Annotated in this window: 13 protein-coding genes and 1 tRNA gene; 3 read left to right on the forward strand and 11 right to left on the reverse strand. The window is 71.8% G+C overall.

Going from position 1 to position 13,075, the window contains the following annotated elements; all coding sequences use genetic code 11:
* Nucleotides 1-177: 177 nt before the first annotated feature.
* Nucleotides 178-259, reverse strand: a tRNA-Tyr gene (locus E1283_RS03705).
* 134 nt (nucleotides 260-393) lie between these two features.
* Between E1283_RS03705 and E1283_RS03710 the strand changes: the two genes are divergently transcribed.
* The 3 genes from E1283_RS03710 (at nucleotide 394) to E1283_RS03720 (ending at nucleotide 2,680) form a co-directional block, all read left to right on the forward strand.
* Nucleotides 394-882 (forward strand): YajQ family cyclic di-GMP-binding protein, encoded by a 489-nt coding sequence (locus E1283_RS03710; protein ID WP_132816400.1) that lies wholly within the window; start codon nucleotides 394-396, stop codon nucleotides 880-882.
* Nucleotides 879-1,982 (forward strand): magnesium and cobalt transport protein CorA, encoded by a 1,104-nt coding sequence (locus E1283_RS03715; protein WP_132816401.1) that lies wholly within the window; start codon nucleotides 879-881, stop codon nucleotides 1,980-1,982. The genes E1283_RS03710 and E1283_RS03715 overlap by 4 nt, the downstream gene beginning before the upstream one ends.
* A gap of 80 nt (nucleotides 1,983-2,062) precedes the next feature.
* Nucleotides 2,063-2,680 (forward strand): DedA family protein, encoded by a 618-nt coding sequence (locus tag E1283_RS03720; protein WP_132816402.1) that lies wholly within the window; start codon nucleotides 2,063-2,065, stop codon nucleotides 2,678-2,680.
* A gap of 16 nt (nucleotides 2,681-2,696) precedes the next feature.
* Here E1283_RS03720 and E1283_RS03725 read toward each other — a convergent pair whose 3' ends face one another.
* From E1283_RS03725 to E1283_RS03770, 10 genes are all read right to left on the reverse strand, one after another.
* Nucleotides 2,697-3,884: an alpha/beta hydrolase family protein gene (locus E1283_RS03725; protein WP_132816403.1), complete on the reverse strand. Its 1,188-nt coding sequence runs from the start codon at nucleotides 3,882-3,884 to the stop codon at nucleotides 2,697-2,699.
* A gap of 117 nt (nucleotides 3,885-4,001) precedes the next feature.
* Complete coding sequence (locus E1283_RS03730; protein WP_132816404.1) at nucleotides 4,002-4,409, reverse strand: YccF domain-containing protein; 408 nt, start codon at nucleotides 4,407-4,409, stop codon at nucleotides 4,002-4,004.
* Nucleotides 4,410-4,424: 15 nt separating this feature from the next.
* Nucleotides 4,425-5,288: a zinc metalloprotease HtpX gene (htpX, locus tag E1283_RS03735; RefSeq protein ID WP_132816405.1), complete on the reverse strand. Its 864-nt coding sequence runs from the start codon at nucleotides 5,286-5,288 to the stop codon at nucleotides 4,425-4,427.
* Between the two features lie 177 nt (nucleotides 5,289-5,465).
* A complete protein-coding gene (locus E1283_RS03740; protein WP_132816406.1) occupies nucleotides 5,466-6,974 on the reverse strand; it encodes an NADH-quinone oxidoreductase subunit N in 1,509 nt (502 codons plus the stop codon).
* Entirely contained in the window at nucleotides 6,971-8,518 is a 1,548-nt protein-coding gene (locus E1283_RS03745; protein WP_132816411.1) for a complex I subunit 4 family protein, read from the reverse strand. The genes E1283_RS03740 and E1283_RS03745 overlap by 4 nt, the downstream gene beginning before the upstream one ends.
* 29 nt (nucleotides 8,519-8,547) lie before the next feature.
* Nucleotides 8,548-10,473: an NADH-quinone oxidoreductase subunit 5 family protein gene (locus E1283_RS03750; protein ID WP_132816407.1), complete on the reverse strand. Its 1,926-nt coding sequence runs from the start codon at nucleotides 10,471-10,473 to the stop codon at nucleotides 8,548-8,550.
* A complete protein-coding gene (gene nuoK, locus E1283_RS03755; protein WP_132816408.1) occupies nucleotides 10,470-10,835 on the reverse strand; it encodes an NADH-quinone oxidoreductase subunit NuoK in 366 nt (121 codons plus the stop codon). The genes E1283_RS03750 and nuoK overlap by 4 nt, the downstream gene beginning before the upstream one ends.
* Nucleotides 10,835-11,395 (reverse strand): NADH-quinone oxidoreductase subunit J family protein, encoded by a 561-nt coding sequence (locus E1283_RS03760; RefSeq protein ID WP_132816409.1) that lies wholly within the window; start codon nucleotides 11,393-11,395, stop codon nucleotides 10,835-10,837. Before E1283_RS03760 ends, nuoK begins: the two co-directional genes overlap by 1 nt.
* The gene (locus tag E1283_RS03765; protein ID WP_132816410.1) at nucleotides 11,392-11,952 is read right to left on the reverse strand and encodes a NuoI/complex I 23 kDa subunit family protein; all 561 of its coding nucleotides are present in this window, start codon (nucleotides 11,950-11,952) and stop codon (nucleotides 11,392-11,394) included. Before E1283_RS03765 ends, E1283_RS03760 begins: the two co-directional genes overlap by 4 nt.
* A complete protein-coding gene (locus E1283_RS03770) occupies nucleotides 11,949-12,872 on the reverse strand; it encodes a complex I subunit 1/NuoH family protein (RefSeq protein ID WP_132816412.1) in 924 nt (307 codons plus the stop codon). Before E1283_RS03770 ends, E1283_RS03765 begins: the two co-directional genes overlap by 4 nt.
* Nucleotides 12,873-13,075 lie beyond the last annotated feature (203 nt).

Below are 13,075 nucleotides of genomic sequence, written 5' to 3' on the forward strand. Positions count from 1 at the left end.
TGAGTCCGAACGACCAGCCGCTCGCTTCTGTCCACACATACCCCACACGCACTGGTCAGCACGCGAAATCGAGTGAGATGAACTGGGGCAAGTGGCGCAATCCGCCGAGCGGGGTACCGGAGAAAGAAGAACGACCCCTGACTACGTTTCCGCAGGTCAGGGGCCAAATCGCTGGGGTGGCGGCGCCAGGGTTCGAACCTGGGTAGGCTGAGCCGGCAGATTTACAGTCTGCTCCCTTTGGCCACTCGGGCACACCGCCTTGCGACGCGGTAAACGATACCCGATGCGTGGGGGTGGTCCGCCACTCGGTTGTGGCGGTGGATCCCGGGGTGGGGGTGGCTAGGCTGTGCGGCGACCACGCCCGATGTGACAGTCTCGAGGAGCCTTACCACCATGGCCGACTCCAGTTTCGACATCGTCTCGAAGGTCGACCGGCAGGAGGTCGACAACGCGCTCAACCAGGCGGCCAAGGAGATCTCGCAGCGGTATGACTTCCGCGGCGTCGGGGCCTCCATCGCCTGGTCGGGAGAGCGCATCGAGATCCGGGCCAACGCCGAGGAGCGGGCCAACGCCGTCCTGGACATCTTCCAGACGAAGCTGATCAAGCGCGGTATCTCGTTGAAGGCGCTGGACTCGGGGGAGCCGCAGGCGTCGGGGAAGGAGTACCGGCTGTACTCCACCGTCAAGGAGGGGATCTCCACCGACGACGCCAAGAAGGTGGCCAAGCTGATCAGGGACGAGGGCCCCAAGGGCGTCAAGGCGCAGGTGCAGGGGGACGAGCTGCGGGTCAGCTCCAAGAGCCGGGACGCGCTGCAGGAAGTGCAGCGGCTGGTGCGGGAGAAGGACTTCGACTTCGCGGTGCAGTTCGTCAACTACCGATGATAGGGAATCTGGGGGAGGTCTTCCGGCGGGCCCGTCGCGGGCCCGTGGGTGACGGCGCGCGGGTGGATCTGAGCCATCGGGCCAGGGAGCCGCTGGGCAGCGCCGTGGTGAACTGCGTGGTGTACCGGCACGGCGTGCGCCGGGAGGGACGGTACAGCGCGCGGGACGCGATCTCGCGGGTTCGGGGGCGGCGGGGCGGGTTCGTGTGGATCGGCCTGCACGAGCCGTCGGAGGGTGAGTTCGCGGAGGTGGCCGAGCTCTTCGGGTTGCATCCGCTGGCCGTCGAGGACGCGGTGCACGCGCACCAGCGGCCCAAGGTGGAGCGGTACGACGACACGCTCTTCGCGGTGCTCAAGACCGTGCGGTACGTCGAGCACACCGAACTGACGGACAGCAGTGAGGTGGTGGACACCGGCGAGATCATGGTGTTCGTGGGGCCGGACTTCGTCATCACCGTCCGGCACGGCGGGCACGGCTCGCTCGGGCCGCTGCGGGAGGCGCTCGAGGCGTCGCCCGAGCAGCTGGCGATGGGACCGTCCGCCGTGCTGCACGCCATCGCGGACCATGTGGTGGACCACTACCTGGACGTCGCGGCGGCGGTGCGGGACGACGTCGACGCGATCGAGTCGGCGGTGTTCTCCGACTCGCGGGGGCGGGGCGCCAACCCGGGGCAGATCTACCAGCTGAAGCGGGAACTGCTGGAGCTCAGGCGGGCGGTGGCGCCGCTCGACGGGCCGCTGCGGCTGCTGGCGGAGACCGAGTTGCCGATGGTCGACGCGGAGATCCGACGCTACTTCCGCAACGTGGCCGACCACCTGTCGCGGGTGACGGAGCAGATCAACGGGTACGACATGTTGATCGACTCGATCCTGCAGGCCAACCTCGCCCAGGTGACCGTGGCCCAGAACGAGGACATGCGGAAGATCACCGCGTGGGCGGCCATCCTGGCCGTGCCGACCATGGTCTGCGGGGTCTACGGCATGAACTTCGACCACATGCCCGAGCTGCACTGGCGGTTCGGCTACCCCCTGGTGCTCGCTGTGATCGTCACCGCCTGCTACCTGATCCACCGGGGATTCCGGCGGAACGGCTGGCTCTGAGCGGTGACCTGACGAAAGTAAGGTCACGGCTTACCGAAGGGCAGATCCTGGTCGCACGTTCGATTGCCTAGGCTGAGCACGTGGATAATGCGATCCTCGACGCCATCGAAGGTTTTGTCGCCACCCCCTGGGTGTATGTGGCGCTCTTCGCCGTCGCGAAGCTCGACGGCTTCTTTCCCGTGGTGCCGAGCGAGACCCTGGTGGTGACCCTGGGGGTCTTCGCGGCGGCCGACGGCAACCCGAACCTGCTCCTCGTCATCCTCGTCGCGGCCCTCGGTGCGTTCACCGGGGATCACATCTCCTACTTCATAGGCCGGAAGTCCGGTCGGCGCGTCTTCGCCAGGCTCAAGCCGGGCAGCCGGACCCACAAGGCGTATCTGAGCGTCGGCGAGATGCTGGAGAAACGCGGCGGGCTCGTGCTCGTCATCGCCCGCTACATCCCCGGCGGCCGCACCGCGGCCACCCTGACGACCGGCGCCACCCGCTATCCGCTGGCCCGCTTCTCCCGCTACGACGCCATCGCGGCGATCAGCTGGGCGGTCTACTCCGCCGGCATCGGATACATCGGCGGCGCCGCCTTCGAGGACAACCCGCTGCGTGGGGTGGCGCTCGGCCTCGGCCTGGCGCTGGGCATCACCGTGCTGCACGAGGGCATCAGGTACCTGCGCAACCGCCGGGCGTCGGCTGCCGCCGAGTAGCCCCGCGGCCGCCGGCTCAGCCTCCCTGGAAGACCACCTCCGGGTTGGCCGCCGTGGGGCCGTCGAGCAGGGGCTGGGGCTGCCCCCGCAGATGGGCGTCGAAGAAGGCGGCGAGATAGCCCCGGGTGATCTCGCCCGACCGCTCGCCGGAGAGCGGCGCCTCCGGATCGGTCAGCCCCAACTGTCCGCCGAGCACCGGCAGGTCGATGAAGGTGAAGTGGCCCGAGCCGGTGACGGTGAGCCAGCGGCGCCAGCCGTCGAGCCGGGCCCAGCCCTGATCCCAGGACTCGTCGCCGCCGCCCGGGCGGTGCAGGGACTCCGTGCCCAGCATCAGGAACGGCCGGCCGCCCAGGCCCTCGGCCGGCACGGGGGCGAAGAAGGTGCCGTCCAGGTTGGCGCCGGCGCGCACCCGGGAGTCACCGGCCATGGTGACGGCGGTGGCGTTGCCGCCGATGGAGTGGCCGGCCATGCCGATCCGGGTGGTGTCTATCAGCCCCGCGTGGCGCCAGGCGGGCCGGGGCCCGGTGAGCCGGTCGAGCACGAAGGACAGGTCCGCGGCGCGCCCCTCGGCCACCGCCGCCAGGTCGTCGGCGGCCTCGCAGGCCACACAGGTGAGCATCCGGCCGCCGGGGAAGAGGGTGCCGACGGACTCGTACGCGTGGTCGACGGCGGCCACCACATAGCCGCGGCTGGCCAGCTCCTCGGCCAACAGGGTGAGGGTGGTGCGCGGCAGCGAGAAGCCGGGCGAGAGCACCACCAACGGATGGCGGCCGGCGGCGGGCCGCGCGCCGACCCGGGAGGTGATCCGGGTGGCCGCCACCTCCTCCGCCGTGACCACGCCCTCGAGCCGCTGACTCTCCAGCAGCAGCCGGGCCTCCTCGGCGGCCAGATAGGGGGCGGGCCGCCCGGTGCCGGCTCTGGCCGGGTAGAACATCGACACCAGCAGCTCACGGGCGCCGGCCGCCGGGACCCATGGGTCGGCGCGGGCGGTGTCCACCAGGTGCAGCGTGTCGCGGCCGACGGCGGACGGGCCGGTGGGCTCGGGGAGCCGGAGGTCGACGGACGCCTGGTCGGTGGGCGGGCCGGAGGCCGGCGCGGGAGCGGCGGCTCCGGCCGCGGCGGCGGTGGACGCCAGGGGGACCGCGAGAGCCAGGGCGAGGCCGGCCGCCACGGTGGCGGCGCCTCGGGAGATCACGAACTTCATGCACGGAGCGTAACCATCGTGATCATGGCGCCGCGTCCGTCCGCGGGATGATCGAACCCCTGACTTTCGACAGGTTCTCCCTTACCCATCGTCACTACTGCGGGGGTGGTGCCAGCGCTACGGTCGGTTCCAGTGGTAGCTGGGGAGCTGCTGCGAGGTGGGCACGATCTCCCGGCCCAGCGGCATCAGGGAGATCGGCACCATCTTGAAGTGCGCGATGCCGAAGGGGATACCGATGATCGTCACGCAGAAGGAGATGCCCGCCAGGATGTGGCCGATGGCCAGCCAGATCCCGGCGATCACCAGCCAGATGATGTTGCCCACGCCCGAAGCGACCCCGGCGTCATGACGCTCGGTGACGCGGTAGCCGAAGGGCCACAGCGCGTAGACGGCGATCCGGAAGCAGGCGATGCCGAACGGGATCGTCACGATGAAGATGAAGCACAGGATGCCGGCGATCGCGTAGCCGAGGGCTATCCAGAGGCCGGAGAAGATCAGCCAGATGATGTTGAGTATGGTTCGCACACCATCAGGATGGCGTCAGCGGCGGCCGCCCGCCATTCGTTCCAGCCGCTCGATGCGGTCGGCCATCGGCGGATGGGTCGCGAACATCCTGGCCAGGCCCTCGCCCCGGCGGAACGGGTTGGCGATCATCAGGTGGCTCGCCGTCTCCAGCTGGGGCTCGGGGCGCAGCGGAAGGGCCTGGGTGCCGGCCTCCAGCTTGCGCAGCGCGCTGGCCAGCGCCAGCGGATCACCGGTGAGGTTCGCCCCCGAGGCGTCCGCCTCGAACTCGCGGGACCTGCTGACCGCCAGTTGGATGAGGGAGGCCGCGATCGGGCCGAGAATCATCACCAGCAGCATCCCGAAGATCCCCGGACCGCCCTCGTCGTCGTCCCGCCCGATCGGGATGAACCACGCGAAGTTCACCAGGAACATGATCACGGAGGCCATGGCGCCGGCCACCGACGAGATCAGGATGTCCCGGTTGTAGACGTGGCTCAGCTCGTGGCCGATGACGCCGCGCAGCTCGCGCTCGTCGAGCAGGCGCAGGATCCCCTCGGTGCAGCAGACGGCGGCGTTGCGCGGGTTGCGGCCGGTGGCGAAGGCGTTGGGCGCCTCGGTCGGCGAGATGTACAGCCGGGGCATCGGCTGCCTGGCCTGCCCGGCCAGCTCGCGGACGATGTGGTAGAGCCCGGGCGCCTCGAACTCGCTGACGGGCCTCGCGCGCATGGCGCGGAGCGCCAGCTTGTCGCTGTTCCAGTAGGCGTAACCGTTGGTGGCCAGCGCGATCACCAGCGCGATCAGCAGGCCGCCTCGGCCGAAGAAGCTGCCGATGACCAGGATCAACGCGGACATGCCGCCCAGGAGGGCGGCGGTCTTCAGGCCGTTGTGCCGGCGGTGCACGGTGTGCCCTCCTGGAAGCGCGCGTGGGGGGCCGGATGTACCGGATGCCGGAGTTTCTCCACTAACAGTGGACACTCCCGAAGTGCACAACGCCATACGGGGGAACTACGTTCCCTCCACGAGCGCGCTGTTACCGTGCGCGAACGTGCGGGAAACGCCGCGCGACGCCGTCCCGCCCTAGATCAGGCTGGTGGAGACGAACGTCAGGATCAGCTGCGGGGCGCCGGAGAAGGCGAGCGCCGCGGCGGCGGCCAGGCCGATCGCCCCGGTCAGCGGGGCGGCCACCGCCACCGGGGCGGCCGTGGCCGGCCCCGCGGGGGCGGGCTCGGGGGGCGCACGGAACAGCAGCGCGGTCCAGCGCAGGTAGTAGAAGAGCGCGATCGCGACGTTGATCGCCATCACGACCGCGAGCACTCCGAGCCCCCCGTCCACCGCCGCCTCGAAGACCGCGACCTTGGCGAACAGGCCCACCACCCCGGGCGGCAGCCCGGCCAGGCAGAGCAGGAAGAACGCCAGGGCCAGGGCGCTGAGCGGCCGCCGGGCGTAGAGGCCCCGGAAGTCGGAGAGTCGGCGCTCGCTGTGGCGGCGCGCCACCTGGGCCACCACGGCGAAGGCGCCCAGGTTGACCGCCGCGTACATCAGCGCGTAGGCGACGGTCGCGCCCAGCGCCTCGCCGTGGTCGGTGTAGGCGGCGGCCGCGAGCGGCACCAGCAGGTAGCCGGCCTGCCCGACGGAGGACCAGGCGAGCAGCCGGACCGCGCTGTGCGGCGCGTCCGGGTCGGTGCGCAGCGCGGCCGCGTTGCCGACGGTCATGGTGAGGCCGGCGAGCAGCCCGAGGGCCGGGCCCCACAGGTCGCCGTAGCCGGGGAAGGCCAGGGTGGTCACCAGGGCCAGGCCGGCGAGGCCGGCGGCCTTGCCGACCACGGACAGGTAGCCGGCGACCGGCAGTGGTGCGCCCAGATAGGTCTCGGGCACCCAGAAGTGGAACGGCACCGCGGCGGCCTTGAAGGCGAAGCCGACCAGGGTCAGCGCGACGCCGGCCTCGGCGAGGGTGGCCAGCTGGGGGTCGCCGCCCGGCAGCGCGGTGGCGAGCTCGGCGAAGAAGAGGCTGCCGCCCGCCGCGTAGACGAAGCTGACGCCGAGCAGGGCCACGGCGGTGGCCGTGACGGAGGTGAGGAAGAACTTGAGCGCGGCCTCCGGGCCGGTGCGGCTGCCGCGCCGCAGGCCCACCAGGGCATAGGCCGGGAGCGTGGTGACCTCGAGCGCGATGATCAGGGTGGCCAGGTCGCGGGCGGCGGGCAGCAGCGCCGCGCCGGAGGCGGAGGAGAGCAGCAGGAACCAGAACTCGCCGCCGGGGATGTCGTCGTCCGCGGTCTCCGGGATGGAGAGCAGGGCGGCGAGGAAGGCGCCGCCCAGCACGAGGAGTTGCACGATCACGGCGAAGCGGTCGGCGGTGTAGGCGCAGAGGGCCGGGTCGTCGGCGAGGCAGAAGGTGGTGCGGTCGCCGTCGCGCAGTGGCAGCAGGGCGACGGCGGCCAGCGCGAGGCCGCCGGCGGCGAGCCAGCCGAGCAGCGGGCGCCTGGCGGCGGGCAGGAAGAGGTCGGCGATCAGCACCACGACGGCCGTCACCGCGGCGATCAGCGGGGGCGCGACGACCGCCCAGTCGACGTTCTGGGTGAGGTTCATCTGGCGACTCCGGGCAGGAGGGCCGCGACCGCGGGGTTGGTGAGGTCGAGGAGGACGGCCGGCCACAGACCGGCGAGCACGGTCAGCACGGCCAGCGGGGCGAACGCGGCGTACTCGGGGGCGCGCAGGTCCTGGAGCGGCTCGTCGCGGGCGTCGCCCATGCAGACGCGGCGGACCACGAGGAGGAGGTAGGCGGCGGTCAGCAGGGTGCCGAGGCCGGCCAGCGCGAGATAGATGAGGAACGCCGGTCTGCTGAGGCCGTCGGCGGGGTGGAACGCGCCGAGCATGGCCAGCAGTTCGCCCCAGAAGCCGGCGAGCCCCGGCAGCCCGAGCGAGGCGATGGCGGTGAACGCGAGCAGCCCGCCGAAGCGCGGGGAGCGGGCGTAGAGCGTCACGTTGGTCAGCCGGTCGAGGTCGGTGGTGCCGACGCGTTCCTTGAGGGCGCCGACCAGGAAGAACAGCAGCCCGGTGATCAGGCCGTGGGCGACGTTGGCGAAGAGCGCGCCGTTGACGCCGCCTCGGGTGAGGGTCGCGATGCCGAGCAGTACGAAGCCCATGTGGCCGACGGAGGAGTAGGCGATGAGCCGTTTGAGGTCGCCGCCGGCGCCCTGCCGCACCAGGGCGAGGCAGGCCAGCGAGCCGTAGACGATGCCGGCCGCGGCGAAGGCGCCGAGGTAGGGCGCGAAGGTGTGCATGCCCTCGGGGGCGATCGGCAGCGCGATCCTGACCAGACCGTAGGTGCCCATCTTCAGCAGCACGCCGGCCAGCAGCACCGAGCCGGTGGTGGGTGCCGCCGTGTGGGCGTCGGGCAGCCAGCTGTGCAGCGGCCACATGGGGGTCTTGACGGCGAGTCCCAGGCCGATGGCGAGGACGGCGAGGAGCTGGGTGGTGTGGCTGAGGCCGGCGCCGTTCGCCTCGGCGAGGGCGACCATGTCGAAGGTGCCGCCGCGGACGCCGATCAGCAGCAGCCCGAGCAGCATCACCACCGAGCCGACCACCGTGTAGAGGATGAACTTCCAGGCCGCGGCCGCGCGTTCGGCGCCGCCCCAGCGGGCGATCAGGAAGTACATCGGGATCAGGACCGTCTCGAAGGCGAGGAAGAACAGCACCAGGTCGAGGGCGGCGAAGGTGGCGAGCGTGCCGGCCTCCAGCAGGAGGAGCAGCGCGACGAAGGGGATCGGCCCCGGGGCGTCGGGCCCCTGGGGCGGCCGGAAGTAGGTGTGGAGCGCGCAGAGGAAGGTCAGCAGCGCGGTGAGGACGAGCAGCGGCAGCGAGATGCCGTCGACGCCCAGGTGCAGGCGGACGTCGAGGGCGGGGATCCAGCGGAGGTCGCTCTCGGCCTGGATGTCGGCCGGCCGGTCGTGGTCGAAGCCGGCGGCCAGCAGCAGGGTGAGGACGAGCACCGCACCGGTGACGGTGACGCCGTGCCGCAGCACGTCGCGGTCCCGGCCGCCTGGCCCGCGCAGCCCTGGCGGGGCCGGCAGCAGGGCGGCGCCCGCGCCGAGCAGCGGGAGTACGACGACGGCGGCCAGTAGCAGTCGCATGGTGGTGTCGTTGAGGCTGATCACGGCGCTCACTCCCCCGCCACGACGAGGACGGCGACGACGGCCAGGACGAGGGTGCCGGCGACGATCGCGCTGAGATAGGTCTGCACGTTTCCGGTCTGGGCGCGGCGGGCCGCGGTGCCCAGCAGCCCGGGGGCGGCGGCCGCGGCGCGCACGTAGGTGTCGACGACGGCGCCGTCGAGGAAGCGGACCAGGCGGGCCGCGGCCTCGGTGGGGCGGACGACGGCGGCCGCGTAGGCGGCGTCGGCGTGGAAGCCGGCGGCGGCGTGCGGGTGCAGGCCGCGCAGCAGGGCGGGTGCGGGGTCGACGCCGGTGGCCTCGGCGTCGCCCTCGTAGGCGCTGCGCCAGGCCGCGTAGGCGGCGAGGCCGCCGACGAGCGCGGCGCCGGTGGCCAGCAGGGCGGTGAGCAGGGTCGGCGCGAGGTCGCCGCCGTCGAACCAGTCGGGCAGCACCGGGTAGGCGGCGCCGAGCGCGACGGTGGGGAGCGCGAGCAGCCAGAGCACGCCGGCCATCACGGGGCTCGCGCCCTCGGAGACCGGCACCGGTTCGGTCCGCGAGTCGACCGGGTCGTGGAAGGCGAGCAGCCAGAGCCGGGCGGCGTAGGCGGCGGTGAGCAAGGCGGTCAGCAGCCCGGCGACCAGCACGATCCAGCCGGCGGCGGCCGGGACGCCGTGCTCCGCGTCGAGGGCGGCGTGCTCGGCGCCCGCTATCACGGCTTCCTTGGAGAAGAAGCCCGCGAACGGCGGGATGGCGGCGAGGGCCAGCAGCCCGATGGTCATCGTCCAGTAGGCGTCCGGGGCGCGGCGTTTGAGGCCGCGCATCCGGGACATGGCGGTCAGCGAGCCGGTGCCCGCGGTGTGGATCAACACCCCGGCGGCGAGGAAGAGCAGCGCCTTGAACGCACCGTGGGTGAGCAGGTGGAACACCGCCGCGTCCCGGTCGGCCACCGCCAACGCGCCTGTCATGTAGGCGAGTTGGCCGATGGTGGAGTAGGCGAGCACGCGTTTGATGTCGTCCTGTGCGAGGGCGGCGAGCGCCGAGCCGAGCATGGTCACGGCCGCGACCAGGGCGAGCACCAGCAGGGCGGCCGTCGAGGAGGCGAAGACGGGGAGCAGCCGGGCCACGAAGTAGACGCCCGCGGCGACCATGGTGGCGGCGTGGATCAGCGCGGAGACCGGGGTCGGGCCGGCCATCGCGTCCGGCAGCCAGGCGTGCAGCGGCGCCTGCCCCGACTTGCCGGCCACCCCCGCGAGCAGGAGCAGGGCGATCAGGGTGGGGTGGGAGAGCTCAAACGCCGGGCCCTCGGCGAGCGGGGAGGTGAGTTTCCCGACGATGACGCTGATGCGGAAGGTGTCGGCCTCGTTGGCCAGGGCCAGGATGCCGATCAGGAACGGCACGTCGCCGAGCTTGGTGACGAGGAACGCCTTGAGCGAGGCGGCGCGGGCCGCCGAGGTCTCCCAGTAGTGGCCGACGAGGAAGTAGGAGCAGACGCCCATCACCTCCCAGCCGACGAGCAGCACGATCAGGTCGTCCGCGTAGACGACCAGCAGCATCGCGGCGGTGAACAGCGAGACCAGCGCGGCGTACGAGGGGTAGCGGGGGTCGCCGCTCAGGTAACCGGTGGAGTACAGCTGCACGCAGCCGGCCACGACGGCGACGAGCACGGCCACCAACACCGCGAACCCGTCCAGGTTCAGGGCGAGTTGGATGTCCAGCCGGTCGTTTCCGGTGGCGGCGAGGCGGGTCGCGGCGGTGATCGGCTCGTCGCCGCCCTGTCGCACGGCCACATAGATCGCGAGCCCGGCCGAGGTGAGGGTCGGCAGCACGGCGAGCGGCCGGACGAAGCCGGGCGCGCGCCGGCCGGTCAGCAGGATCACCGCGGCGGCGACGAACGGCAGCAGCGGTACGAGGACGGCGGCGGTCGTGGTGTTCACGTGGGGGTGGTCTCCGTGGTCCGCTCCGCCGCCGGTTCGTCGGGCGCCGGGTGCGCCGACTCGCCCAGCTCGCGGAGTTGGTCGATGGCGGAGGTACCGCGGGTGCGGTACACGAGCAGCACGATGGCGAGCCCGATGCCGATCTCGGCGGCGGCGAGGGCGATGAGGAAGAGCGTGAGGACCTGGCCCGAGTGCATGGCGTCACGCAGCCACACGTCGAACGCGACCAGGTTGAGGCTGACGGCGGCCAGCATCAGCTCCACCGACATCAGCACCAGGATGGCGTTGCGGCGGGCCAACACCCCGTACAGGCCGGTGGAGAAGAGCAGCGCGGCCAGCACGGCCGGGTAGAGGAGGTGCATCAGCCGACACCGCCGTTCCGCTGGCCGTCGCGCTGCTCGGTCCGCTGCTCGGTCCGCTGCTCGTTCCCCCGGGTGCGGGAGACGACGATGGCGCCGACCAGCGCGGCGAGCAGCAGCACCGAGAGCGCCTCGAAGGGCAGCACCCAGTTCTGGAAGAGGCTCTCGCCCACCGGCCCCGACTCGCCGTGCGGGCGGTCGAGTTCGATCCAGGAGGTGCGGAACGCGTCGACGACGAGCGCCACCAGGGCGGCGGCCGAGGCCAGCGACACGGCCAGGGCGACCGGTCGGTTGCCCGAGTCGGCGTCCGGCGACGGGCCGATGGGCGCCCTGGTGAGCATCAGGCCGAAGAGCAGCAGCACGACCACCGAGCCGAGGTAGATCAGCACCTGCACCCAGGCGACGAACTCGGCGGTGAGCAGCAGGTACTGGACGGCGAGACCGCCGAGCGCGACGACCAGCCAGAGTGCGGCGTGCACCAGCTCCCGGGTGGTGACGCAGCGGACGGCGGCGCCGAGGACGACGACGCCGACGATGACGAAGACGACCTCCTGCCCGGTCATGTCCGCTCCCGCCCTTCGCCCTCGGCGGCCTTCTCCGCGGCCTTCTCCGCGGCCTTTTCGGCCGCCTTGCGGGCCGTCGCTATCTCCTTGGGCTCCTCGGCGGCCGGGTCGAGCGGGGGCGGCTCGGGCACCGTCCACATCCACTCGCGCAACGTGTCGCGTTCGTGGGTGAGTTCGCGGATGTCGGTGGTGGCGTACTCGAACTCGGGCGACCAGAAGAGGGCGTCGAACGGGCAGACCTCCACGCAGATCCCGCAGTACATGCAGAGCGCGAAGTCGATGGCGAAGCGGTCGAGGACGTTCCGGCTGCGTTCGCGTCCGCCGGGCGCGGCGGGTGGCAGGGTCTCCTTGTGCGAGTCGATGTAGATGCACCAGTCGGGGCACTCGCGGGCGCAGAGCATGCAGACGGTGCAGTTCTCCTCGAAGAGCGCGATGACGCCCCGCGTGCGGGGCGGCAGTTCGGGCATCCGCTCCGGGTACTGCTGGGTCACCGCACGCCGGGTCATGGCGCGCAGCGTGATCGCGAGCCCTCTGGCCAGGCCCGATCCGAGGCTCATCCCGACACCACCACCTTGATCACGCCCGTCAACGCGATCTGGGCCAGGGCGAGGGGCACCAGCACGGTCCAGGCGAACTTCTGGATCTGGTCGGCGCGGAGCCGGGGCCAGGCGACGCGGGCCCAGATGACGAGGAAGCTGAGCGCGCCGGTCTTCAACAGCATCCACAGCCAGCCGAGTTGGTCGGACATCGGTCCGTGCCAACCACCGAGGAACAGCACGGCGGTCAGCGCCGAGACGACGACGATGCCGGCGTACTCGGCCAGGAGGAAGAACGCGAAGCGGAGGCCCGAGTACTCGGTGTACGCGCCGAAGATGATCTCCTCGGGCGCGATGGGCGCGTCGAACGGCGGGCGTTGCAGCTCGGCCAGGCCGGCGGTGAAGAACACGACGCCGCCGACGAGTTGCCAGGGCACCCACCACCATTCGAACTCGCCGAGGATCCCGGTGAGCGACAGCGTGCCGGCGGCCATCGCGACCGACGCGGCGGACAGCAGCAACGGCAGCTCGTATGCCATGAGTTGGGCGGCGGTACGGAGGGCGCCGAGCAGCGAGTACTTGTTGGCCGACGCCCAGCCGGCCATCAACGAGCCGAGCACGCCGACGCCGAGGACCGCGAGGACGAAGAAGATGCCGGCGTCGAGCACCTGCCCGACCATCCCGTCCGGGCCGAGCGGGATGGCGACGAGCACGACGAGGTACGGGATCAGCGCGACGGCGGGCGCCAGTTGGAACACGCGACGGTCGGCGCCGGCCGGGACGGTGTCCTCCTTCTGCGCGAACTTCACACCGTCGGCGACGAGTTGCGCCCACCCGTGGAACCCACCGGCGTGCATGGGGCCCAGGCGGCCCTGCATGTGCGCCATCACCTTGTGCTCGGTCTGCCCGACGAGCAGCGGCAGGACGAGAAACGCGACCATGACGACCGCGACGCGGACGGCGACGTCGAGTACGTCCACTACGCACCCCCCTCCGACCGGTCCTGCTCGTCCGTGCCCGGCGGCGGGGTGGCATCGTCCGCCGGCCGGTCCGTCTCCGTCTCCGTCTCCGGCGGGGCGTCGCGTTGGCTCGCGGAGTCATCGGACGCGGAGCCGGAGTGGGGCGGCGGGGCCGTGGAGCCGGG

The sequence above is a fragment of the Streptomyces hainanensis genome, from assembly GCF_004348415.1.
Lineage (GTDB): Bacteria > Actinomycetota > Actinomycetes > Streptomycetales > Streptomycetaceae > Streptomyces > Streptomyces hainanensis.

What these genes read in the sequence shown, in the direction of transcription:
- E1283_RS03710 (WP_132816400.1), top strand. Translation starts at nt 394, where the DNA reads ATGGCCGACTCCAGTTTCGACATCGTCTCGAAGGTCGACCGGCAGGAG.
- E1283_RS03715 (WP_132816401.1), top strand. Translation starts at nt 879, where the DNA reads ATGATAGGGAATCTGGGGGAGGTCTTCCGGCGGGCCCGTCGCGGGCCC.
- E1283_RS03725 (WP_132816403.1), bottom strand. Translation starts at nt 3,884, where the DNA reads ATGAAGTTCGTGATCTCCCGAGGCGCCGCCACCGTGGCGGCCGGCCTC.
- E1283_RS03740 (WP_132816406.1), bottom strand. Translation starts at nt 6,974, where the DNA reads ATGAACCTCACCCAGAACGTCGACTGGGCGGTCGTCGCGCCCCCGCTG.
- E1283_RS03745 (WP_132816411.1), bottom strand. Translation starts at nt 8,518, where the DNA reads ATGCGACTGCTACTGGCCGCCGTCGTCGTACTCCCGCTGCTCGGCGCG.
- nuoK (WP_132816408.1), bottom strand. Translation starts at nt 10,835, where the DNA reads ATGCACCTCCTCTACCCGGCCGTGCTGGCCGCGCTGCTCTTCTCCACC.
- E1283_RS03760 (WP_132816409.1), bottom strand. Translation starts at nt 11,395, where the DNA reads ATGACCGGGCAGGAGGTCGTCTTCGTCATCGTCGGCGTCGTCGTCCTC.
- E1283_RS03765 (WP_132816410.1), bottom strand. Translation starts at nt 11,952, where the DNA reads ATGAGCCTCGGATCGGGCCTGGCCAGAGGGCTCGCGATCACGCTGCGC.
- E1283_RS03770 (WP_132816412.1), bottom strand. Translation starts at nt 12,872, where the DNA reads ATGGTCGCGTTTCTCGTCCTGCCGCTGCTCGTCGGGCAGACCGAGCAC.